Annotated in this window: 19 protein-coding genes, 1 tRNA gene and 1 pseudogene; 6 read left to right on the forward strand and 15 right to left on the reverse strand. The window is 68.0% G+C overall.

Annotated features, from left to right (window positions below):
* The first annotated feature begins 1 nt into the window (after nt 1).
* Entirely contained in the window at nt 2–1537 is a 1536-nt protein-coding gene (der, locus tag IT882_RS05325) for a ribosome biogenesis GTPase Der (RefSeq protein WP_195693469.1), read from the forward strand.
* Between the two features lie 4 nt (nt 1538–1541).
* Here der and IT882_RS05330 read toward each other — a convergent pair whose 3' ends face one another.
* From IT882_RS05330 to IT882_RS05340, 3 genes are read right to left on the reverse strand one after another with little or no spacing between them, the layout of a single operon-like run.
* Nucleotides 1542–1709 (reverse strand): hypothetical protein, encoded by a 168-nt coding sequence (locus IT882_RS05330; protein ID WP_195693470.1) that lies wholly within the window; start codon nt 1707–1709, stop codon nt 1542–1544.
* 53 nt (nt 1710–1762) lie between these two features.
* Complete coding sequence (locus tag IT882_RS05335; RefSeq protein ID WP_195693471.1) at nt 1763–2518, reverse strand: anaerobic ribonucleoside-triphosphate reductase activating protein; 756 nt, start codon at nt 2516–2518, stop codon at nt 1763–1765.
* Complete coding sequence (locus tag IT882_RS05340) at nt 2515–4428, reverse strand: ribonucleoside triphosphate reductase (RefSeq protein WP_195693472.1); 1914 nt, start codon at nt 4426–4428, stop codon at nt 2515–2517. Before IT882_RS05340 ends, IT882_RS05335 begins: the two co-directional genes overlap by 4 nt.
* A 326-nt stretch (nt 4429–4754) precedes the next feature.
* Between IT882_RS05340 and IT882_RS05345 the strand changes: the two are divergent.
* From IT882_RS05345 to IT882_RS05350, 3 genes and pseudogenes are all read left to right on the forward strand, one after another.
* A pseudogene (locus IT882_RS05345) lies at nt 4755–6013 on the forward strand (FAD-dependent oxidoreductase); the annotation flags it as partial.
* Nucleotides 6014–6094: 81 nt separating this feature from the next.
* A complete protein-coding gene (locus tag IT882_RS17260) occupies nt 6095–7237 on the forward strand; it encodes a DsrE/DsrF/DrsH-like family protein (protein ID WP_418887781.1) in 1143 nt (380 codons plus the stop codon).
* Nucleotides 7238–7365: 128 nt separating this feature from the next.
* Entirely contained in the window at nt 7366–8289 is a 924-nt protein-coding gene (locus IT882_RS05350) for an NUDIX domain-containing protein (RefSeq protein ID WP_195693473.1), read from the forward strand.
* Between the two features lie 6 nt (nt 8290–8295).
* On the opposite strand, the gene IT882_RS05355 is transcribed toward IT882_RS05350, so the two are convergent.
* Together IT882_RS05355 and IT882_RS05360 are read right to left on the reverse strand one after the other, a co-directional pair.
* A complete protein-coding gene (locus IT882_RS05355; RefSeq protein ID WP_195693474.1) occupies nt 8296–8670 on the reverse strand; it encodes an RNA-binding S4 domain-containing protein in 375 nt (124 codons plus the stop codon).
* The gene (locus IT882_RS05360) at nt 8667–9386 is read right to left on the reverse strand and encodes a lysoplasmalogenase (RefSeq protein ID WP_195693475.1); all 720 of its coding nucleotides are present in this window, start codon (nt 9384–9386) and stop codon (nt 8667–8669) included. Before IT882_RS05360 ends, IT882_RS05355 begins: the two co-directional genes overlap by 4 nt.
* 130 nt (nt 9387–9516) lie before the next feature.
* Between IT882_RS05360 and trxA the strand changes: the two genes are divergently transcribed.
* Complete coding sequence (gene trxA / locus IT882_RS05365; protein WP_195693476.1) at nt 9517–9945, forward strand: thioredoxin; 429 nt, start codon at nt 9517–9519, stop codon at nt 9943–9945.
* Here trxA and IT882_RS05370 read toward each other — a convergent pair.
* A complete protein-coding gene (locus IT882_RS05370; RefSeq protein ID WP_195693477.1) occupies nt 9942–11348 on the reverse strand; it encodes an MFS transporter in 1407 nt (468 codons plus the stop codon). The two genes, trxA and IT882_RS05370, sit on opposite strands and share 4 nt — an antisense overlap.
* 186 nt (nt 11349–11534) lie before the next feature.
* Between IT882_RS05370 and IT882_RS05375 the strand changes: the two genes are divergently transcribed.
* Nucleotides 11535–11608: transfer RNA gene (locus IT882_RS05375), tRNA-Pro, on the forward strand.
* A 234-nt stretch (nt 11609–11842) separates the two neighbouring features.
* Here the strand turns inward: IT882_RS05375 and IT882_RS05380 are convergent.
* The 9 genes from IT882_RS05380 to IT882_RS05415 all read right to left on the reverse strand — a co-directional run bounded on the left by IT882_RS05380 (nt 11843) and on the right by IT882_RS05415 (nt 20599).
* Nucleotides 11843–13033 carry a tyrosine-type recombinase/integrase gene (locus IT882_RS05380; RefSeq protein WP_195693478.1) on the reverse strand — a complete coding sequence of 397 codons (1191 nt, stop codon included), beginning with the start codon at nt 13031–13033 and terminating at the stop codon, nt 11843–11845.
* Nucleotides 13026–13241 carry a helix-turn-helix domain-containing protein gene (locus IT882_RS05385; RefSeq protein WP_195693479.1) on the reverse strand — a complete coding sequence of 72 codons (216 nt, stop codon included), beginning with the start codon at nt 13239–13241 and terminating at the stop codon, nt 13026–13028. The genes IT882_RS05380 and IT882_RS05385 overlap by 8 nt, the downstream gene beginning before the upstream one ends.
* Nucleotides 13222–13833: a hypothetical protein gene (locus tag IT882_RS05390; RefSeq protein ID WP_195693480.1), complete on the reverse strand. Its 612-nt coding sequence runs from the start codon at nt 13831–13833 to the stop codon at nt 13222–13224. Before IT882_RS05390 ends, IT882_RS05385 begins: the two co-directional genes overlap by 20 nt.
* A 14-nt stretch (nt 13834–13847) precedes the next feature.
* The gene (locus IT882_RS05395) at nt 13848–14324 is read right to left on the reverse strand and encodes a single-stranded DNA-binding protein (protein WP_195693481.1); all 477 of its coding nucleotides are present in this window, start codon (nt 14322–14324) and stop codon (nt 13848–13850) included.
* A 50-nt stretch (nt 14325–14374) separates the two neighbouring features.
* The gene (locus IT882_RS05400) at nt 14375–16171 is read right to left on the reverse strand and encodes a type IV secretory system conjugative DNA transfer family protein (protein ID WP_195693482.1); all 1797 of its coding nucleotides are present in this window, start codon (nt 16169–16171) and stop codon (nt 14375–14377) included.
* Nucleotides 16168–16719: a hypothetical protein gene (locus IT882_RS05405; protein ID WP_229382323.1), complete on the reverse strand. Its 552-nt coding sequence runs from the start codon at nt 16717–16719 to the stop codon at nt 16168–16170. The genes IT882_RS05400 and IT882_RS05405 overlap by 4 nt, the downstream gene beginning before the upstream one ends.
* A gap of 112 nt (nt 16720–16831) precedes the next feature.
* The gene (gene dprA / locus IT882_RS05410) at nt 16832–17554 is read right to left on the reverse strand and encodes a DNA-processing protein DprA (protein WP_229382377.1); all 723 of its coding nucleotides are present in this window, start codon (nt 17552–17554) and stop codon (nt 16832–16834) included.
* The gene (locus tag IT882_RS16350; RefSeq protein ID WP_229382454.1) at nt 17449–17799 is read right to left on the reverse strand and encodes a hypothetical protein; all 351 of its coding nucleotides are present in this window, start codon (nt 17797–17799) and stop codon (nt 17449–17451) included. The genes dprA and IT882_RS16350 overlap by 106 nt, the downstream gene beginning before the upstream one ends.
* Nucleotides 17800–17932: 133 nt before the next feature.
* A complete protein-coding gene (locus IT882_RS05415; protein WP_195693484.1) occupies nt 17933–20599 on the reverse strand; it encodes a hypothetical protein in 2667 nt (888 codons plus the stop codon).
* Nucleotides 20600–21209: the final 610 nt, after the last annotated feature.

Raw genomic sequence — 21209 nt, forward strand, 5'->3', positions numbered from 1 at the left:
CGTGACCACCACAGGAGATGAGTTCGACGAGACAGCAGCGGGGGATGACCACCTCGCCGACACCCTCGCGGACCTCGACGATGAACTCGCCGAGCAGCGTGCAGCAGCTTTGCGCGCGACGCTCGAGGACTACGACCTCGACGCAGACGACGCTGCGGTGCTCGCGGGGCTTGCGGCAGGCGAAGACGGCATCGAGTACCTGCCGGCACTGCCCGTCGTGGCGATCGTCGGGCGGCCCAACGTCGGCAAGTCAGCGCTCGTCAACCGCATCCTCGGCCGGCGCGAGGCGGTCGTCGAAGACACGCCGGGCGTCACCCGTGACCGGGTGACCTACAAGGCCGAGTGGATGGACCGCCGGTTCACACTCGTGGACACCGGCGGGTGGGAGCCGGACGCGCGCGGCATCGACCGCTCGGTGGCGGCTCAGGCAGAGGTCGCGATCGATCTCTCGGATGTCGTGCTCTTCGTCGTCGACGCGATGGTCGGCGCGACCTCGACTGACGAACAGGTCGTCCGGATGCTGCGCAAGAGCGGCAAGCCGGTTTTCCTCGTCGCCAACAAGATCGACGATGCCCGTCAGGAGCCCGAGGCCGCAGCGCTCTGGAACCTGGGGCTCGGGGAGCCGCATCCCGTCTCGGCGATCCACGGTCGCGGGGTCGCGGATCTCCTCGACGAGATCATGAAGGTGCTGCCGGATGTTTCCGCCGTCGCGAAGTACGAGATCGGCGGACCGCGCCGCGTCGCGATCCTCGGGCGACCGAACGTCGGCAAGTCCTCGCTGCTGAACAAGGCAGCAGGCGAGGAGCGGGTCGTCGTCAACGAGCTCGCCGGCACGACTCGCGACCCGGTCGATGAGATCGTCGAGGTCGGCGGGCGGCTCTGGACGTTCGTCGATACGGCCGGCATCCGTCGCCGCGTTCACCTGCAGCAGGGCGCCGACTTCTACGCGTCGCTGCGGACCTCAGCCGCGCTGGAGAAGGCGGAGGTGGCTGTTGTCGTGCTCGATGTCAGCCAGCCGATCAGCGATCAGGATGTGCGGATCATCGATCTCGTGCTGGAGTCGGGGCGCGCTCTCGTGCTCGCCTACAACAAGTGGGATCTGCTTGCCACGCCCGAACTCGAGAACCAGGATCGTCGCCGTTACCTCGAGCGGGAGATCGAGCAGGATCTCGCGCACGTCGCGTGGGCGCCCCGCGTGAACATCTCGGCGCGGACCGGGCGTCACCTTGAGAAGCTCGTTCCCGCGCTCGAGACGGCGCTCACATCGTGGGATCAGCGCATCCCGACCGGCAAGTTCAACGCCTTCCTGGCCGAACTCGTCGCCGAGCACCCGCATCCCCTGCGCGGCGGCAAGCAGCCGCGCATCCTGTTCGGCACCCAGGCGGCGACCCGCCCGCCGACATTCGTGCTCTTCACGACAGGTTTCCTCGACCCCGGCTATCGCCGGTTCATTCAGCGTCGCTTGCGCGAGCTGTTCGGCTTCGAAGGAACCCCGATCGTGTTGAACATGCGCGTGCGGGAGCGCCGCCAGCGCTGAGCCGTCAGGCGCCGTCGGTCTTGGCCGGCGGCAGGTCCTGAAGGTGTGAGCGGTCATCGCCGGGGTCGCCGGTGCCCTTATCGGTGCCGCCGAAGTCACGGTCTTCCCACTCGCCGTGGGTTTCGCCGTTTTCCGGAGTCTCGATCATCTCGTGGTCGTGTGCGTTTCCCATGGCACCAGCCGAACACTCGGGTATCGCTCGTGCGAGGGTCTTGACAACCGCGCTCAGCGCGTGGTCACGCTCGCGAAGGGGCCGGCGAACTCGGTGGCGATCATGTCGACAAGGTCGTTCGGCGTGGGCGCAGCAGTGGCCGTGGGGGACTCGGCCCGCGTGCCGACGTCCCGCGCGCGCTGCAACGCCCACGCTTGAACGCCCTCGGCGAGCAGCTGGTGGCCCAACAGACGCAGCTGGTCGGCGTCGGTGAGCGCCGGATGCACCGTGGTGCGCACCTCATACTCCAGGGGGTGATCGGTGCGTGCGCGGGCCCGCGCGGCATCCAGGACGAGTCGGAGGGAGCGCCAGGCATGGATGCCGCTGCCGCGGCGCTGAGTGATGGTGGCGTAGTCGGCCGCTGATGCCTTGATGTCGAGACCCACCCAGTCCAGCTCGGGCAGGACGGCATCCAGTCGCTGCGGGAACGCGCCTCCGGTGTGCAGTCCGACGCCGAGGCCGAGTTGCCGAACCTCGTGTGCGGCGGGAGCCAGGGCGACCTGCATCGTGGGTTCGCCGCCCGAGAAGACCACGCCATCGAGCTGGGTGCGGCGCTGGTTGAGGAACGTCACGACATCCCGCCACGCGATGGTGCCGTCGCGGTGGGGATCGATGAGGTCGGGGTTGTGGCAGTACACGCAGTCCCAGGGGCACCCCTGTAAGAAGACGGTCGCGGCGAGGCGCCCGGGCCAGTCCGCCCCAGAGAATCGGGTCAGTCCGGCGATGCGCAGCTCGTCGGTCGTGGCATGCGCGAGCGTGTTCACTGTCATGCCATCGCCGGCGTTCCTGCTGCTGCGGGCGTGCTAGTGGCGTCGAAGTAGACGCGTTCGGCGGCCTCACCCTGCTTGCCGATGTTGAACGACGACACCGGCCGGAAGTACCCCATGACGCGCGTCCAGACTTCGCACGCTCGCCCGCACTGCGGGCACGCGGGGTGATCGCCCGAGACGTATCCGTGTGCGGGGCAGATCGAGAACGTGGGGGTGATGGTGAGGTAGGGGAGCCGGAACTGTTCGAGCGAGCGCCGGACGAGGTTCTTACAGACGGTTGTCGACGTGACGGCTTCGCCGAGGTACAGGTGCAAGACCGTGCCACCGGTGTACAGCTGCTGCAGGGGTTCTTGCAGACTCATCGCCTCGAACGGGTCGTCGGTGTAGCCGACGGGAAGCTGCGAGGAGTTCGTGTAGTACGGGTGGTCGGACGTTCCCGCGTGACGGATGCCGCCTGTGCCGGGGCCGGGGCCGGTGCCCGTGCCGGTGCTGGTGCCCGTGCCGGTGTCCGTGCCTGTGCCCGCGGTGCGCTCGCCGAAACGGGCGATGTCGAGCCGCGCGAACCGGTAGGTGGCGCTCTCGGCGGGTGTCGCCTCGAGGTTGTACATGTGCCCGGTCTGCTCTTGGAACTCGACCATGCGAGCCCGCACGTGCTCGAGCATCCAGGTCGCCAGCGCCATGCCCTCGTCATCCGTGACGTCGTGGGCATCGAGGGTGTAGTTGCGCACGAACTCGTTGATGCCGTTGACGCCGATCGTCGAGAAGTGATTGTCGAGCGTGCCGAGGTACCGCTTCGTATACGGAAAGAGCCCGCCCTCGATGTGTGTGTCGATCTCGGTGCGCTTGGCCTCGAGGCTGTCGCGCGCGATCACGAGCAACTCGTCGAGTCGGGTGAGCACGCCCTGCGCATCACCGGGATGGAGGTAGCCGAGGCGCGCGCAGTTGATCGTGACGACCCCGACCGATCCGGTCTGTTCTGCCGATCCGAACAGGCCGTTGCCGCGCTTGAGCAGCTCGGTGAGGTCCAGCTGCAGCCGGCAGCACATTGACCGGATCATGTGCGGGTCGAGGTCGGAGTTGATGAAGTTCTGGAAGTAGGGAAGTCCGTACCGGGCAGTCATCGCGAACAGCGCGTCGACGTTCGGGCCGTCCCAGTCGAAGTCCCTCGTGATGTTGTAGGTCGGGATCGGGAAGGTGAAGGCGCGGCCATCTGCGTCTCCGGTCGCGTAGACGTCGATGAATGCACGGTTGATGAGCCCCATCTCCTCGGCAAGGTCACCGTAGGTGAAGTCCTGCACGATGCCGCCGACAAGCGGTCGTTGATCTGCGAGGTCGTCGGGACAGGCCCAATCGAAGGTGAGGTTCGTGAACGGTGTCTGGGTTCCCCACCGGGACGGGACGTTGAGGTTGAAGACCAGTTCTTGAACGGCCTGGCGCACCTGCTCGTAGGACAGGCCGTCACTGCGGACGAATGGCGCGAGGTAGGTGTCGACGGAGCTGAACGCCTGCGCCCCGGCCCATTCGTTCTGCAGTGTCCCGAGGAAGTTGACCATCTGACCCGTGGCTGCCGACAGGTGCCGCGGCGGAGCTGACGATATGCGGCCCGGAATGCCGTTGAAGCCCTGCTCCAGCAGAGTGCGCAGCGACCAGCCGGCGCAGTATCCGGCGAACATGTCGAGGTCGTGGATGTGGATGTCCCCTTCGCGGTGAGCGGCTCCGGCCTCGGGGGCGTACACCTCGTCGAGCCAGTAGTTCGCGATGATCTTGCCCGAGGTGTTAAGGATCATGCCGCCCAGCGAGTACCCCTGATTCGCGTTGGCGTTCACGCGCCAGTCCGACCGTGACAGGTACTCGTTGATGGTGTCGGAGACCGCGACGGTTCGTGGTGAGGCGGGGGCGTGAGTGCGCATTCGCGGCTTCCTTGATGGTCGGGTGACGAGAACCGGAGGGGCGCCTCCAGTAGCGGGGGCTGCCACTATATGCAGCGTAATCGCACGGACCCGACACAATATGTGGTGTCATACATGGTCAGACCACAGCGTGGTTCGCGTTTCTGTGGCGCCGTACATGATCGCGTGTCGATCCCGGGGAAATCACCGCAGAGGAGTATCGGATGCGGGTGCTGATGGTTGTCGCTCGCGCACCGGGGACCTTCGCCCCTGACTGGGCGGATACCCCGGGAGTACCGTCGAACCGGAGTCGCGAACCGTTGCGGCCCGGGTGCAAGGAGATAGTCATGAAGATCGTCGTCGTCGGAGGAGTCGCCGGAGGGGCATCCGTTGCAGCGAGAGCTCGCCGCCTCGACGAATCGGCCGAGATTGTCGTGCTCGAGCGTGGTGACTACGTGTCATTCGCGAACTGCGGACTGCCGTACCACATCGGTGGTGTCATCACCGATCGCAGCCGACTGCTGCTGCAGACCCCGGAGAGTTTGCACGAGTCGCTGGATATCGACGTGCGCGTCGGCCAGGACGTCATCGCGCTCGACCGCGCCGCGAAGACGGTGACAGTTCGGGATGTGGCGACCGGGCGCGAGTACACCGAGGCGTATGACTCGCTCGCCCTCTGTCAGGGCGCCGATCCGTTGCAGCTTCCGCTGCCCGGGATCGATCTTCCCGGCATCTACACGCTGCGAAACGTCGCCGACATGGACATGATCAAGTCGCGCCTCGATGACGCTCTTGCCGCCGCGGCTGCGAAGGGCCGCGCGGCCAAGACCGTCGTCATCGGTGCCGGCTACATCGGGATCGAGATGGCCGAGAACCTCATTCATCGCGGAGCCGAGGTCACCATCGTCGAACTTGCCGACCAGATCTTGCCGCCCCTGGACAAGGACGTCTCGATTCCCGTCGAACAGCACGCACGGGGCGCGGCGTCGAGCTGCAGTTGGGTACCGCCGCGGCAGCCTTCACACAGGCATCCGATGGGATGCTGCGGGTCGAGCTCAACAACGGCCAGTCGCTCCCGGCCGACCTCGTGGTCCTGTCTGCGGGCGTTCGTCCGAACGTGAGTCTCGCCCGCGAGGCGGGACTGGAGATCGGGGAGCGCGGCGGCATCGTGGTCGACACGCACATGCGCACCTCCGACCCCGCCATCTGGGCGGCAGGGGATGCCGTCGAGACAGCGCACACCGTGTTGCCGGGGCGCTGGATCACGCCTCTTGCCGGTCCCGCGAACCGCGAGGCGCGCGTGGCCGCGGAGAACATCTGCGGCCGCACCACCGAGTACCTGTCGACGCAGGGGACCTCGATCGTCAAGGTGTTCGACATGACGGCGGGTGCGACCGGCGCCAACGAGCGTCAGCTCGCGCGCGCCGGCGTCGACTACCTGACCGCGCACGTGCATCCGTCGGGGCACGCCGGCTATTACCCGGGAACGGCGCAGATGCACATCAAGGTGACCTTCGCCCCGTCGGATGGCAAGCTGCTGGGCGCCCAGATCGCCGGGTTCGATGGCGTCGACAAGCGCCTGGATGTCTTCGCGACAGCGATCCGGCTCGGCGCGACAGTGCACGACCTCGAGCACCTCGAGCTGGCGTACGCGCCGCCGTTCGGTTCCGCGAAGGATCCGGTGAACATGGCGGGGTTCGTGGCGAGCAATGTGCTCAGCGGCGACCTGAAGCTCTGGTACGCGAAGGACTATCCGGCAGCGACCGACGGATGCCGCATCATCGATGTGCGCACCGAGGTCGAATACGACATCTGGCACATCTCCGGAGCGGAGAACGTGCCGCTCGGGACGATCCGTGAGGCCTGTGAGAACTGGGATCGCGACGTCCCGATCCGCCTCTACTGCGCCGTCGGCTTCCGCAGCTACCTCGCCTACCGCGCGCTCGTTCAGCGCGGATTCACGGACGTGCGGACGCTCTCGGGCGGCTCGACGACGTTCCGGTTCTTCCACGACCTCGAGCCGGTAGGATTCGTCGCCAAGCCTGCGGAGATCCACTATGCCGAGGCATCCGATCTGCTCACGCAGGTCAAGGGCTCGGGACAGCTCATCGATCTGGACTGCACGGGGCTGGCGTGTCCGGGACCGATCATGAAGCTCACGAAGCAGATGGATGAGCTGCAACCCGGCGACGATGTCGTCGTGCACGTCTCGGATCCGGGCTTCGCGCACGATGCGCCGGCCTGGGCGGCAAGTCACGGTCACGAGATGCTCGCGATTTCGCCGGAGGGCCCGGGTTACGTGGCGACCTTCCGCAAGAGCGGGGAGGTCGCCCCGGCGACACGGGGCGGGGTGCAGACGCTGAATCAGACCTCGTTCGTCGTCTTCTCGGGAGACCTCGACAAGGCGATCGCCGCCTTCATCATCGCCAATGGGGCTCTCGCGATGGGGCAGAAGGTGTCGATGTTCTTCACGTTCTGGGGCCTGAACATGCTGCGTCGGCACGATGCGCCGCCGCGCGAGAAGAAGGTCATGGATCGGATGTTCGCGATGATGATGCCCTCGGATGCCGGTCACCTGCCGCTGTCGCAGATGAACATGGCGGGTATGGGTCCGAAGATGATCAAGGACGTCATGAAGCAGCACAACGTCCCGACTCTCGAGGAGCTCATGACCTCTGCCCGCGAGGGCGGTGCGCAGCTCGTCGCGTGCACGATGACGATGGACCTGCTCGGGATCGCCGAATCCGATCTCCAAGACGGCATCGACTACGGCGGCGTCGCCACGTTCCTCGGTGAGGCGCAGAAGTCCGGCACGACACTGTTCATCTAGCGGCTGCTCCGCCCGGTCGTTTCCGCCGCGTCGTGGGGCGCGCCGGGGCGGCCGGCTGCCGCGGTCGGCGCGACGGAGCGGGAGCGGGCGTGCGGCCGGGCATCCGCGGTCTATGACAGGCTGAGATGGTGACGATCGAACCCCCGGCTCCCGGTGAGCCGCGCCGCCCGACGGGGCCTCGCGATCCCGGCGATGCGTGGGTGATCGCGCCCACGGGTGAGCGCTACTGGGGTCGCTTCGGTGCGGCGGGGTTGCTGGCCGCGGATGCCGAGCGCGGCATCCTGCTGCAGCATCGTGTGGGCTGGAGCCATCACGGCGGCACCTGGGCGCTTCCGGGCGGGGCGCGACACGAGGGTGAGGGCGCCGGTGAGGCAGCTCTACGGGAGGCGCACGAGGAGGCATCCGTGCCCGCGGATGCCGTGCGCCAGCGCTTCTGGAGCGTCCTGGACCTCGACGTCTGGACCTACACCACCGTGATCGCGGATGTCGTCGAGCCGTTCGACCCGCAGATCGGGGATGCCGAGAGTGTCGCGCTGGAGTGGGTTCCCGTGGACGCGGTCGCGGACCGCCCGCTGCATCCGGCCTTCGCGTCGGCGTGGGAGCAGCTGCGCCCCCTGCTGGCGGCGCGACCGGCCGTCGTGATCGATGCGGCGAACGTCGTGGGCTCGGTGCCCGATGGATGGTGGCGCGACCGCGCGGGCGCTGCGGGGCGGCTCATCGACCGGACCCGGCAGTGGCGGGATCGCGGGGTGGATGCCGCAGAGCTGGACCTGCCCGCTTCGCTCTGGTTTCCGGACGTGTCGGTGGTGCTCGAGGGTCAGGCGAAGGCCGCTCTCGCGGGTCAGGATGGCGAGAGTTCCGGCATCCGCGTCGTACCGGCGCCGGGTGAGGGAGATGACGAGATCGTCACCGAAACGCAGCGGCGCATCGGGGCTGGCGAGCAGGTCGTCGTCGTGACGAGCGATCGAGGACTCGCAGACCGGGTCAGTGCCGTCGGCGCGCGGGTCGTGGGCGCGGGCTGGCTGCTGAGCCAACTCGACGAGCGCTCCTGACGGCGCCTACTCGGCCGATCGACCCCGCAGGCGGTCGATGTCGCGCCGTTCTCGCTTGGTCGGGCGTCCGGCGCCGCGGTCGCGGACCGGCACGAACGGCGTCTCTTCCCGGGACGGACGGGCCGGCGTGCGGTCGTCGACGGCGAGGGCTGCCGCGGGTGCGCCGACGCGTTTGGTGATCAGCTGCTTGACGACCAGGATGCGGTCGAACCCCGCGATCCGGACGCGCAACTCATCGCCGATCCGCACGGGCTGCGCAGCCTTCGCCCGGTCGCCGCCGACGCGAACGTGGCCCGCTCGACATGCCGCTGTCGCGGCCGACCGAGTCTTATAGACCCGAACGGCCCAGAGCCAGGCATCCACGCGAACAGAGTCGGTCACACCGTCGATTCTCTCGCGGCACGCGCCGCGTGTGTCGCGACCACGGCTCCCGCGGCGATGAGCCCCTGCCCGAGCGTGTAGGTGATCATGATCAGGGCGCTGCTTCCCGACGGCATGGTCTCGGGGAGGAAGAGGCGGAAGGCGAGCACGGTATCGGAGATGAGGAAGAACGCGCCGCCCCACGCGATGGCGGGGTGGCAGCGGGTGGAGAGCGCGGCGGTGCCCCCGAGCACCAGACCGTATGCTGCAACGGCCAGCGCGAGCCCCCCGAGCGTCGGCCAGAGGTAGACAACCAGGACGATCCACCACACCGCATACACGGCCGACCACCACGGCAGTTTCCGCACCGACAGGAACCGCCAGAAGAGCACGATGTAGGCGATGTGAGCCAGACCGAAGCACGCGAGCATCGCGGGCAGTTCGTCGTCAAGGAAGGGGAAGAACGTCGCCGCGCCATCGCCGAGCCACGACAGGGCGAGCGCGACGAACAGTAACGTGTACGGCGGTCCCCACTGCGAGCCTCGACCGCCCCACAGCACGGCCACCACGAGAAGTGGCATCAGTGCGAGCTTGGTCGCTTCGCTCGCGGCATCCCATCCGGACAGGATCGCCGTCACGTGAACCAGCGACACGGCGACGTACGGCAGGAATCCCCACCACCAGCGCGGGGAAAGCGCGGATGCTGCGACTCGGGTCGTAGCGGCATCGGTTGTCACAGACACTCCTTCGTGTAGGAAACCGCTCCCACCCTAGTCCGCTCTGAGCATCCCGGAGGGTAGCGCTCGCCGCATGCCGGTCGCGAGAATGGCTGCGAGAAGGGTTCAGGGGCACCCGAAGGGAGCAAGGATGTCGGACTCCAGTGTGATTGCGTGCCCCTCGTGCGGCGCGAAGAACCGGGTTCCGTCGGCGCGGGCCGGGATGGTACGCTGCGCGTCGTGTCACACCGACCTGCCGTGGCTCGTCGATGCCGATGACCGGTCGTTCGATGCTGTGGTCGGCGAGGCGACACTTCCCGTGCTCGTCGACGTGTGGGCACCCTGGTGCGGTCCGTGCCGGATGGTCTCGCCGATCGTCGAGCAGATGTCGCGAGAGTTCGCGGGAAAGCTGAAGGTCGTCAAGGTCAACTCAGACGAATCCCCGCGGGTGTCGCAGCGTCACGGCATCCAGAGCATCCCAACGCTCCTGTTCTATCGGGACGGAGCCGAGGCATCGAGGCAGGTCGGTGCGCTTCCGGCGCCGCAGCTGCGCCAGTGGGTGGCTGGCCAGGTGGGTTAGCGCCCCTCGGGCTTGACGAACGCGGGAACCTGTCGCGCGGGGATCAGCAGCGATGCGAGAAGCGCCGCGACCGCCAGCACGGCGATCAGTCCGAACGCGAGAGTGTAGGCGTCAAGATCGGGGCGCTCGCCGCTCGTCGCGAGCAGCGACGCGCATCCTGCCGCTCCGAACGCACCACCGATTTGGCGCGCCGCGATGTTGACGCCGCTGACGCTCGCGAGCGTGTCGTCATCGGTGACATCCACCAGCACGTTGATGATGGCCGCCGAGCCTGCCGCGACCCCCGCCCCGAGGAGGATCGAGCCCGCGAGCAGGCTCGCGAGCGTGTGCGCGCCGGCCGCGAGAATGATGCCGCCGATCACCGTCGCTGCGGCGCCGAGAACCGCCGGGCCCCGCCTTCCGAGTCGGCGGCGCAGGATCCCGGTGAGCGGCGCCACCGCTGCCATCGCCGCGGTGGCGGGCAGAAGCAGGAGGCCCGCGAGTGTTGCTGGGGTCAACGGGCCGGGGGTTGTGCCCTGCACTTCGACATAGACGGGGAGAGCGACGAACGTCGCGAAAAGGGCAGCGCCGAAGAACGCGGATGTGAGGTGCGAGCTCCAGAGCGCGCGGATGCGAAGATGCGACATCCCCGCCGACGCTGACCGTGTCATGACGAGCCACGCCCAGACCGCGATGATCGCGGCTCCGACGCCGAGGCTCGCCGCGGTCAGGACGACCTCGGCATCGGAGCGGGGCGCTTCGGTCACGGCGAACAGCAGCACGGCGATACCGGCCGCCAGGAGCAGGGATGGTGCGAGGTGGAGGGGCTCGCGCTGTGTTCGCGGAGCGGAGATCAGGCCGAGCGCCATGACCTCGGCGACGGCGAGCAGTGCGAAGGGGACCCAGGCGAGGGCTTGCGTGCCGATCCGGTCGACGAGAACGCCGGCGATCACGACGCCGAGCCCCGTCCCGGTCGCGAAGGTGGCGGTGAGAAGCCCGACGGCCATTGCTCGACGCGCCTCGGGAACCGCGTGGCGGGCCAGCGCGACCGCCAGCGGGAATACGCCGCCGCCCAGCCCCTGCAGCGCCCGGCCGGCGATAAGCTCACCCATCGAGCTGGCAAGCCCCGCAATCGCGAGGCCCACCATGACGATCGGGATGAGGATCAAGAGCACACGGCCCGGGCCAAAGGCATCCCCGAGCCGACCGATCACCGGCGTGGTGGTTGCCGCGACGACCAGCACGATTGTGAGCGTCCAGCTCGACTCGGCGGCCGTCGTGCCGAACTGGTCTGCCGTGATGGCGAGCGTGGGCGCAACCATCGAAAGGGGGAGCGCAGCGCCGAGCGTCGCGATCACCAGAGTGACCAGCGCGATGACACTGCGGCGCGACATCCTCACGCGTGCCGGCTGCGCCTCGGTCATGCATCCACGGTACCCACGGATGCCGAATCTCTCCGCCGGGCCGATTCTCGGCTGGCCGCCGGACAGGCTAGGATAGGGGAGTTGTCTGCGCTTCGGTGCGGGCTTCGGGATGTGGCGCAGCTTGGTAGCGCACTTGACTGGGGGTCAGGTGAGTTAGAGCGGCGGGACTGTCCGAAAACTAAACAACGGGATGTGGCGCAGCTTGGTAGCGCACTTGACTGGGGGTCAAGGGGTCGCAGGTTCAAATCCTGTCATCCCGACAAAAAGCCCTGGTGAGAGGCAACTTTCACCAGGGCTTCGTCGTTTCTGAGGCTGGTCACTGGCTGGTCCACTCGCTCGGTTCGCTCGCTTTCCTCGTTGTGGAAGTGGACCACTCTGTTTCAGTGCCGTCAGCGGTGAAGTGCACCAAAAGGTGTCCATCGAGTGCACCAGATTCCGCGCACGACCGTATTCCGGCCCCCTCTGGGAGGGTCGGAACACGGGTCCAGGAGTGGTCACAGACGGGGTCCGTTTCGGCGGTTGGTGTCCTTCCTGGTCGGTGCCGCGGAGAGGAACTGGTTGGCCTGTCGGGCTGCTTCGGCGAGGTGCCGGTGGTCGGGGTGGAGGTAGCCCTTGGTGGTCTCGATCGACTGGTGTCCGAGGATCTCTTGGAGCACGTGCAGGGCGATGCCGGCGTCGGCCATCCAGGTCGCTCCGGTGTGGCGGAGGCCGTGACGGGTGAGGTTCGGGAATCCGAGACTGGTGACGAGTTCGTCCCAGTGAGTCGCGTCTCGGACGGTGGCCGTTGTCAGGACTCCGCCGCGTGGCCCCCGCAGGAGCGGATCGTCGGGCTGTTTACCTAGGGTGAGGCGTTCGAGCACGGGTTCGAGCGCTTCAAGAATTGGCACAGGACGGTCTCTGCGGCCCTTGGTCTGTTTGATCACCAGGCCGCCGCGTCCGGGGTAGTGCTGGCGTCTGATCCAGACGATCCGGTTCTCCCAGTCAATGTCGCCTGCGCGGAGCCCAGCGACCTCGGAGCCACGGGCGGCAAGCAACGCGGCGAGCATGACGTGGTCGGAATAGGACTGGTGCACACTCCCGCATGCGTCGGCGAGCTTCTGCAGCGTCGCGAGGTCTGGGAGGGCGTATTGGCGCAGTGCTCCGGTGGTGTGGGTGACGTGCTTGCCGAGGTTGCGCCGCGCGCGGTGCTTGGCGGGGTTGATGGAGAGGATGTCGTCACGGACGGCTTCGTCTAGGATGCGCACGAGTGGGGCGATGGAGTTCTTGATCGTGGAGGCGGAGTGCTCGGCTTCCCAGCTGTCGATGGTCCGGTCGATCATGCCTGCGGTGATCTTCGCGACGCGGATGTGTCCGAGGGCGGGGAGTACGCGGAGCCGGAGTCCGGTGTCGTACAGCTCCGCGGTGGAGGTGGGGTCAAGCCCGCGCTGCCACCGGTCGCCGATCGCGGCCGCGTACTCGGTGAGGGTGATGGTGGTGTCGCTGCCTGTCTCGGTGGCCGCGCGCATCTGCTCGAAGAACTCCTCGACTTCCTCTGTCGTGCGCACGTGCGTGACCCGGCCGACGCGCTTCTTGGTCGAAGGGTCGGTCCAGCGGACGCGGGCACGGTAGCCGTCGACGCGGCGTTCGACATCAGTGGTCAGTTTGACGGCCACCGGTGGCATCCGATGGTTCCGCGGGTCAGCCATGAGCGGCCTCCTGATCGCGTACCCACGCCCGCACGGTGACAGGGTTGTAGCGGTAGACGCCGCCGACCTGCACGAACGGCGGCCCGGCGTTCTCGCGACGCCACCGAGAGAGCGTGGCCTGGGAGACGTTCAGAAACTCGGATGCCTCTTTCGGCCCCCACAGCGGCTCAACGAGACCGGCACCGTGGTCACCTGCGGGGCTCGTCATCGTTCGACACCTCGCCGGTTGCGAGGTCGATATCGAGGCCTGCGTAGAAGTCGTCCTCCGCCTGGCGTCGAGCGGTCACATCGTCGACGACGAACTGGATGAAGTCTTCGTCGCGGTTGGTGATCGGCCGATCCGTGACTGAGGTTGCGGGGTCCTCGCCCGGCCAGCTCGTCTGCCGCGTGGGGCGGTCAGTGTCGAGACGGGTGCCGCATGCGGCGGTCCAGTCGCGCAGGCGTTGGCGGGCGTCGGCGAAGTCGCGATGCCAGCCCAGCGGTGCAGACCCGTTCTGCTCGGGGTCGTAGGCGCTCAGCCAGTGCAGGTGCAATGCGGATAGCTCCCACACGAGTTCGGGGTGCCGATGCCACAGGGGCGGCACCACGGAGGCGGGCAGACCGTAGGCCCGGCGAAGCCAGTTCACCCACTGGTTGAGTTCGAGCCATTCGGCCTCTGCCTCCTCAGCGGTTAGCAGGTTCCAGTTGATCGGGTGAGGGGGCTCCACGCGCAGCTCGACGCCGGGGTCATCGATGTCCTCGGAGTACAGCGGTGCGGGCTCAGGATCATCGGGCGTGGGCGCGGGATCGAAGTCGGCCATCATCTCATCCCTGTTCAGAGCGCGGGCGCCGGGGCGGTCGTAGACGGGGTCGATCTGCGAGGCTCATTGTCGATCGCCACCTGCCGTGTTGCCACCGGGACAGCTGAAGCCTGTTCGACACCATGTGATGCTCGTGGTGAACGGTCGACGTCGTATCTGGTGCGGGCGAGGTCGTGGCCGATCTTCTTCGCGACGAACTCCTCACCGCGCACGGTCTGTCCGTCGCGGTCGTACTCGAACGGGTGCGTGTATCCCTCGGCCACGAAACTGTCGCCTTTGGTGAAGCGCTGATGCGCGCGTTCGGCCGTCGCTCGATAGGCGACGAGGTCGTGGAACGTGGTCTCCAGCTCCGTGAACGATCCATCTGACTCGCGCCGGAAGTGCTCCTGGCCGACACGAGCGTAGAACCGTGCTTCGCCCTTGGACGTCTCGCTGAGCTGCGGCTCTGAGGCGATAAACCCCGAGAACGACTCCTGCGTGTGGATCGCCATGACAACCTTCTCTCCTGATCGCGGTGGCGGCCCGGCGAGGACCGCTCTCATCAAGCAGGTGGGTCAGCGCTCCCCACAGGGGTCTGTTGCAGCAATGCTTCGATGTCAGCTCTGTCGGCGCGCAGGGCCTTTGCGTCGGGCCGGTTTGTCCAGGTGCGTAGCCGGGTGACGATAGGCGGGGCGGAGCGCAGCAGAACGAGTGCAGTTCCGAACGGGAGGGTGCGGATGGTGTTGGGCGGCATGATCGGCACGCGGCGGATGGAGCGTTGCGCGGAGCGGGAGCCGTGGTCTCCGATGGTGGTGGAGTCGGTGATCTCGTCGCGTTCGCCGACGAGGGTGGTGAGGTCGTGGAGGTCTTTGGAGTTGGATGCCCCGCCGAGGATAATCTTCACGATTGAGGCGTCCCAGATCGCGCCGGCTGCGTTCTCTGACCATTTCTCTCGTGCCTGAGCGAGTGACTGGAGCATAGGCATGGTGGTGATTCCGGTGCCACCCCCTTCAGCCATCAGCGTCGGCAGCGAGGGCAACGGTGCGAGGTTGCCGACTTCGTCGAGTGCGAGCAGCAGGGGCGGGTCGAGGCGTGCGCCGGGTGAGCGTGCGGCGATGCGTCGGGCGGCTTCGACGAGGTCTTCCACGAGCGCCGCGACCAGGGCCGCGGAGTTGTTCGCGCCGGCCCCGGTGGCGAGGAGGTAGAGGGTGCCCTTGGCTTGGAGGAAGGCTTCGGGGTCGAAGCTCTTGTCGTCGTTTGGGGAGACGGCGTCGAGGACGCGGGGGTCTGCGAGGGCGGCGAGGGCGAGGGATACGCCTTGCCAGATGGAGTCGCGGGTGCGGGGGTCGGATTCGATCATCGCCTGCAGCGACTCCGCCCACCCGGTCGCAGCTCGCGGGTTCGCGGTCAGGATCGCGACGGCATCGGCTGCGGCGGAGGGGTCGAGCGTCCATCGGAACAGTTCGGCGGGCGGGCGGTGGTCGAGCGCTGCGGCGTGGAGGAGGGCTTGGAGTGCGGTGCGGGTTTTGCCTTCCCAGAACCCGCCGCCTTCGACCCCGCCGGCGGAGAGTCCGGTGCCTGCGGCGAGGCCGGTGGCGCGGATCATCGCGGTTAGCGGGTCTTCGCATCCTCGGATCGGTGACCACCGGAGCCCTGCGGGGACGCCTTCGGCGAGGTGCTGGGGGTCGAACACGGCGACCGGGCCGATCTTCTGTCGGGCTCGGAGGGTGGCGGTGAGGTTGTCGGGCCGGGTGCTGGTGGTGACGACGGCACCCGGGGCGTCGAGGATGGTGTTGATGACGATGTGTGCGCCTTTGCCGGATCGGGGTGGGCCGATGAGGAGGATGGAGTCTTCGACCGACGCCCACACGCTGGTGCCGCGTGAGGTACCGATCCGGTAGCCGACATCCACCGGCTCAGGTTGTTCGAGCGAGGGGCGCAGGTGCCCGGCTCGACGCAGCAGTGCTTTCTCGGATGCGGCCTTGGCGATCTCGGTGCGGGTGGCGATTCCGGCGATGCGATACGGGTCGGTCTTGACCTGCCGTCCCTGCTCGCGGAAGAACCGCCACACCCACCACCCTGCAGCGCCCGCCGCGAGGAGCAGGACGCCGACGGTCACCCAGTAGGCGACCGTGTTGAGCCCGGGCGCGTCAAGCGCGGTCGCCGGGTCGGTGGGGTTCAGCAGCGCCCCAAGCCCTGCTTCGATACCTCCGGCGGGCTGACCAGCGCCGGTGACCCACGCGGCGATGGAGCCTGCGCCGCGCAGAATGCCGGCGAGGAGGGCTGTGGTGATGAGGATGCCGATGCCGAGGTTGCTCAGCTCGTCCCCGAGCGATCCGGCAGGCCGTGGGGTGCTCATGCCGGGTGCCCGATGGTCGGGGTGCCGGAGATGCGGCCGAGGAGGATCACTTCACGGGTCGGACTCACGGCAAGTTGTGCTGGGGTGAGGAGTCCTCGAGCGGTCCCGTCGGGTGCGGCGTCACTGTGCGCGATGATGATCGCGATTGCGACATCCTCGCCGGGCGCGAACCCGTCCCCGTGCAGCACCACGAGCTCAGGCGGAGCCGGCGCGGGACTCGGCGCATGCGCCCCCGGCTCGGGTTCTGGTTCGGTTGCGGGGCGGCGGGATTTGGTGGGGGTGATGATGTCGGTGAAGGTGCTGCCGTCGGCTTCGCGGACTTCGACCCGCAACGGCGTGGGGTGCTGGGTGGTGAGCTGGTCGAGGATCATCGCGAACGATCCCCGTACCCAGGCGGGCGCGAACGGTGCAGGGAGGAACGGAGTCCCGTCGACGGCGACAGTCATTGACCCGTCCGCGTCCACGGTCATCACCACCAGCGGCAAAACGGCAGGAACCTCGACCGGAGCGATCCCGTCAGAGGTCCGGCGGTAGCGGGGTCGTGGCATCAGCAGCACCCCCGCTGGCTCAGGCGCGGGCAGAAGGAAGGCAGAGATCGGGCAGAAGGAAGGCAGAGATGTAGTCATGTCCGGCAGGTGCACCCGCCGCACCCTGCTCCGGTCAGAGCGTTCGCGCCGGAGGCCTCCCGACCGGTGCCGAGAGAGTGGGTGCATCCGGTGGCGCGGGTGGGTCGGTGAGCGCGGTGATGTCGCCCGTGCTGGTGATGACAGTCGCCATCTGGTCGTGCAGCAATCGGTGGCATCCCGCAGATGCCGCGGAGGTGATCGGGCCAGGGACGGCACCGACGGGCCGTCCGAGACGGTGGGCTTCTGCGGCGGTGTGGAGCGATCCTGACCGGTAGCCGGCCTCGACGACGATCGTTGATGCGGACAGGGCGGCGAGTAGTCGGCCTCGTTGCAGGAACCTCCACCGGGTCGGTGCCGCCCCGGGAGGTGCTTCGGAGATCACGGCGCCGGTGTTGGCGACCCGGGCGAGGAGTTCCTGGTGCCCGGCCGGGTAGTAGCGGTCCAGCCCGGATGCGAGCACCGCGACCGTCGAACCGGCGCGCACGGCCAGCGCGGCACTATGCGCGGCTCCGTCGATCCCGTACGCGCCACCGGAGAGGATCACCCGTGGCAACTGTGCGAGGTCGGCGGCGAGTTCGGTGGCGACGTGCTCGCCGTACCCGGTCGCCGCGCGTGCCCCGACCATCGTGACCCGGCTCCCCAACGAGCTCGTCAGCAGCCCGGCATCACCTTTGACCCACAGGGCGACCGGCGCGAGAACACCAAGGTCTGACAGGCCTTCCGGCCAGCCGGGTGTGCCTGGGGTGAGGATGCGCAGTCCGAGACGGTCGCTCTGCTCCCGGGCCTGCTCGACCCCGCGCGGGGTGATGCGGGCGGCAAGTCGTCCACGCCATACGGCCCCCTCGACGGGATCAACACCGGCCGGAGGGCCGTGTCGGCGGTGACGAGTCGCAGCGTCTCCTCGGCACCGAGGGCGCCCAGGAGGGTGCCGGTGATGCGGTCGCCGGGCTCGGAGAGAACCGCGAGAACAAGGCGCGCATCGCGTTCGGTGGTCTCGGGCATCAAGGTTCCTCCTGCTGGTCGTTTCCCGACAGGTGCACTTCGCTGCCCCTGGCATGGCGTGCGGGAGGGCGCGAACCGGCCGGGGTTCGCGCCCTCCCTGGAGATGCTGACCGTGTAGGTGGGGTGCCTTCGGTCAGCCGTTCATGGAGTCGATCAGGTTCTGAAACTCCTCGTCGTCTTCTCGGACGTACCCGTTACGCTCCCGGTAGATCGCCAGACGACGACCGAACCAGAGCGTCAGCACACCGGCGAGGCCGAACACTCCGGCGCCGATCCCGAGCGGCAGCATCCAATCCCCGCCACCGGTCAGCGCGAGGTTCGGCGGCAACTCCGGCGAGTCGGGCGTCACCACCACGGGTGTGACCGTCGTTGTCTCGTTCGGCGCCCCGCACACGCCACGGTGCAGCACCGTGCCATCCACACTGTGGAGGGTTTCGATCCAGTAGTACGTGCCGGCCTTCTCGAACACGACCTCCTCCGAGATGTACTCGCCCGGCCCCGTCACGGGCTGCGCGGGTGAGGTGAACTCGAGCTCACCTGGCGTGCAGGTGGCGGTGTCGCCGTCCTGCCGGTAGGCCTCGAAGGTGAGCGTCGCCCCGACCGGGACCGTGCCGGTGACCGTCGCAACATCGTGCGCCGGGTCACCGAGGGTGACGGTCGCAACCGCCGTCGTGGTCACGATGACACCTGCGGGGTGTTCACCAACCACGGTGGTCTCACCCGGCGCCCCACACGCACCCGCGACGAGTACCGTGCCGTCGGCGTCGTAGAGGGTTTCAACCCAGTACACGTTGCCAGGTTCGGCGACGGTCGTGGTCGGTGACGTGTAGACGCCGGCCTGGGTGACCGGGATCGGGTCGGACTCGAAGGACGGCGTCTCACACACGGGCGCCGCATCACCGGCCTGCGGGCCGTAGGCGCGGAAGGTGAGCGTGGCACCGTCGGGGATGGTGCCCTGCACGAGCGCGGTGTCACCGAACGGCTGACCCACGAGCGCCGCCCGGGTCGCCTGCGTGATCACCGTCACCGGCACCTCGACTTCCGGGGTTGGCGGGACGTAGAAGCGTTCCAGCACATCCGCTGGGGATGAGGAGTACGGCTGTACCCGGTCATCACCGGCGAAGGTCGTGACGAGGACGTAGTAGCCGGCCTTCGTCGGGATGATCGCATCCTGATCGGTGTAGCCGAGCCGGTAGACGCCGTTGCGTGCCGGGGTGGTGATCGTCGTCAACACCGGCGCATCCGACAGGTCGAGATCGTTGGTGAGCACGGCATCGTCGGCGAAGGGGCCGTAGATGGTGTGCACGAGCTCGTCGACATCTGCGTCCCAGTACCCGTCGCCGGTGAACTCGCCGTGGTTCGCGGGGAAACCGGTGACGGTCACGGTGTCGAACGCGCGCCCGCCGTTGTGGACGTTGTACTCGCGCATCAGCGATGTCGTCGTCACCGGCCACCTGATCGATGTCGTCTCCACCGGGATGCCGTACTCATCTGCCCAGTCGGCGGCGAGGTAGTCGCTCACCCACTCGGGCTGAGAGGCCTTGCGTGCCCCCCACACCCAGGTCACGAACCCGCCCGTCGGCGCGGCCACGGACGGTGAGGTGTAGGTGCCGGGGCCGGTCGCGGTGACCGTCACCGTCCCGAGCGCCACCGCGTCTGCGGGTACGTCGCCGTCCTGGGCAGGTGGGAGCGTGCCGGGCACCTGATAGGCGGTGCCCTCGAAGATCACCGGGATGAACTGCCCGTCCGTCGTGAGCCAGGCGCCGTTGCTGCTGGTCACCTCGATCGTGTCCGTCAACGCCTCGCCCGGCACCGCGAGATGCTGGTCCGCCTCCGACACGGCCTGCGGCTGGAACGGCACCACCGAAGTCTCCGTCACGCGGCCGAACCAGTCGGTGAACGAGTCCGAGAGATACTTGCCAGTCTCGCCCTGCGTGGTCTTGTCGATCTGCCAGACCCACGTGTAGAACCCTGACTCCGGGGCGGTGATCGTGCCGGGAGAGGCGTAGGAACCGGCACCGGTCAACGTCACCTCCTCAACACCGACGACCGGAGTGCCAGGTGGTGCGGTGTCTGCTTCGGCGGGCTGCTCGTCGAACGGGCCGTAGAGGATTCCGGTTGCCGTGACGGGGACAGGGGTGCCGCCGACGGTGATCCAGGTGCCCTTGGTGACGGTCACCGTGAGCTGATCCACGAACGCATCGCCCTCGGCGACGTAGCGGGAGGCGACCTGGGTGCCGATCTCGGGCTGGAAGTCCAACGGGATCTCCGGCGTCTCCGCGTGCGCGGAGATACCGGTAGAGGTCCCGGCGACGGCGGCGATGATCCGCTGCGAATCCGCAGTCGTATACAGGTCGACGGCGGCGCCGTACCCGGCGGCCGGTACGCTCATCGACGCCTCGATGCGGTAGGCGGCTGCACCATCCGCCGGGGTGCCCGTGATGCCGTACTGCCCGGCGCCCACCGTGCGCGATGCCCCGCCGCCGGCGAACACGCCGCCGGTGAGGGTCGCGGTGCCCTGCAACGACGACGGATGCGCGGCGACGGTGAGCGTCCCCGCGTACTGATCGGACATGGACAGGCTCAAGGAGAGGGACGGGTCGGCGACTGCGTTCACGGACGCTTCCTGCCGCATGACGGCGAGGTTGGCGAGGATCGTGCCCCGCACCCCGGCGGGTGCGCGGGCGACGTAGTAGTCATCGCCGGACATGCCGTGGCTGTTGTAGACGCCGGGATCGGCGACCGACCACACGTAGAGCGCGACGGCCGCGGTGAGGTTCGGATCGCCCGACTGCCCCACCGGTCCAGCACGTAGTTCAGCTCCGCGAGCTGCTGCCGTGACAGCTCGTCCAGCGAGGTCACCGTCTGCGGGTCCGAGGTCTGCCCGAACGGGGCGTTCGCACCGAGGTCGATGCAGTACGCCTGCCGCCCGTCGACGTCGGTGCTGTACGCGCCGAGGAACCCCAGCCCCTCGTCGTAGCCGACCCCGTGACTGCCCGCGTGCGCCGGGGAGGTGCTGAGTATGACGGAGCCGGCCGCGACGAGGAGCATCACCATCAGCGAGGCCATCCAGTGCCGCAAGGCCCCTGGCGGGCGCGTCCAGATCGGGGGCGGGGAATCGGTCGACACAGACATGGGCGGTCCTCCTGGCTTTCAGCGGATGGACAGCCGTGGAGCCGTCCAGCCAGCAGGTGCGCCCGCCCTCTCCCGCCTGGGCGTTTCCCGAACCCGGTCGGAGGTTCAGGACTCGAGCGCATTCGGGACGTGCGTCCCGAATGCCGTGCGTTCTTCCGTTCGCGTGGTTGCTGTTGCTGCCACGAACGCTAGGTGCGCCGGGATGGCAGCATGCGGAGGCTCAGAGCAGGTTGATCGAGATATTCGCAATGGAGTTGCTGATTTCGTGATATCGG

The sequence above is a fragment of the Microbacterium schleiferi genome, from assembly GCF_015565955.1.
Taxonomy (GTDB): domain Bacteria; phylum Actinomycetota; class Actinomycetes; order Actinomycetales; family Microbacteriaceae; genus Microbacterium; species Microbacterium schleiferi_A.

Excerpts from the sequence above, each read along its gene's own strand:
- IT882_RS05330 (WP_195693470.1), bottom strand. The coding sequence starts at position 1,709 with ATGGGAAACGCACACGACCACGAGATGATCGAGACTCCGGAAAACGGC.
- IT882_RS05335 (WP_195693471.1), bottom strand. The coding sequence starts at position 2,518 with ATGACAGTGAACACGCTCGCGCATGCCACGACCGACGAGCTGCGCATC.
- IT882_RS05340 (WP_195693472.1), bottom strand. The coding sequence starts at position 4,428 with ATGCGCACTCACGCCCCCGCCTCACCACGAACCGTCGCGGTCTCCGAC.
- IT882_RS17260 (WP_418887781.1), top strand. The coding sequence starts at position 6,095 with ATGGCGGGGTTCGTGGCGAGCAATGTGCTCAGCGGCGACCTGAAGCTC.
- trxA (WP_195693476.1), top strand. The coding sequence starts at position 9,517 with ATGTCGGACTCCAGTGTGATTGCGTGCCCCTCGTGCGGCGCGAAGAAC.
- IT882_RS05370 (WP_195693477.1), bottom strand. The coding sequence starts at position 11,348 with ATGACCGAGGCGCAGCCGGCACGCGTGAGGATGTCGCGCCGCAGTGTC.
- IT882_RS05380 (WP_195693478.1), bottom strand. The coding sequence starts at position 13,033 with ATGGCTGACCCGCGGAACCATCGGATGCCACCGGTGGCCGTCAAACTG.
- IT882_RS05385 (WP_195693479.1), bottom strand. The coding sequence starts at position 13,241 with ATGACGAGCCCCGCAGGTGACCACGGTGCCGGTCTCGTTGAGCCGCTG.
- IT882_RS05390 (WP_195693480.1), bottom strand. The coding sequence starts at position 13,833 with ATGGCCGACTTCGATCCCGCGCCCACGCCCGATGATCCTGAGCCCGCA.
- IT882_RS05395 (WP_195693481.1), bottom strand. The coding sequence starts at position 14,324 with ATGGCGATCCACACGCAGGAGTCGTTCTCGGGGTTTATCGCCTCAGAG.
- IT882_RS05400 (WP_195693482.1), bottom strand. The coding sequence starts at position 16,171 with ATGAGCACCCCACGGCCTGCCGGATCGCTCGGGGACGAGCTGAGCAAC.
- IT882_RS05405 (WP_229382323.1), bottom strand. The coding sequence starts at position 16,719 with ATGCCACGACCCCGCTACCGCCGGACCTCTGACGGGATCGCTCCGGTC.
- IT882_RS16350 (WP_229382454.1), bottom strand. The coding sequence starts at position 17,799 with ATGCCCGAGACCACCGAACGCGATGCGCGCCTTGTTCTCGCGGTTCTC.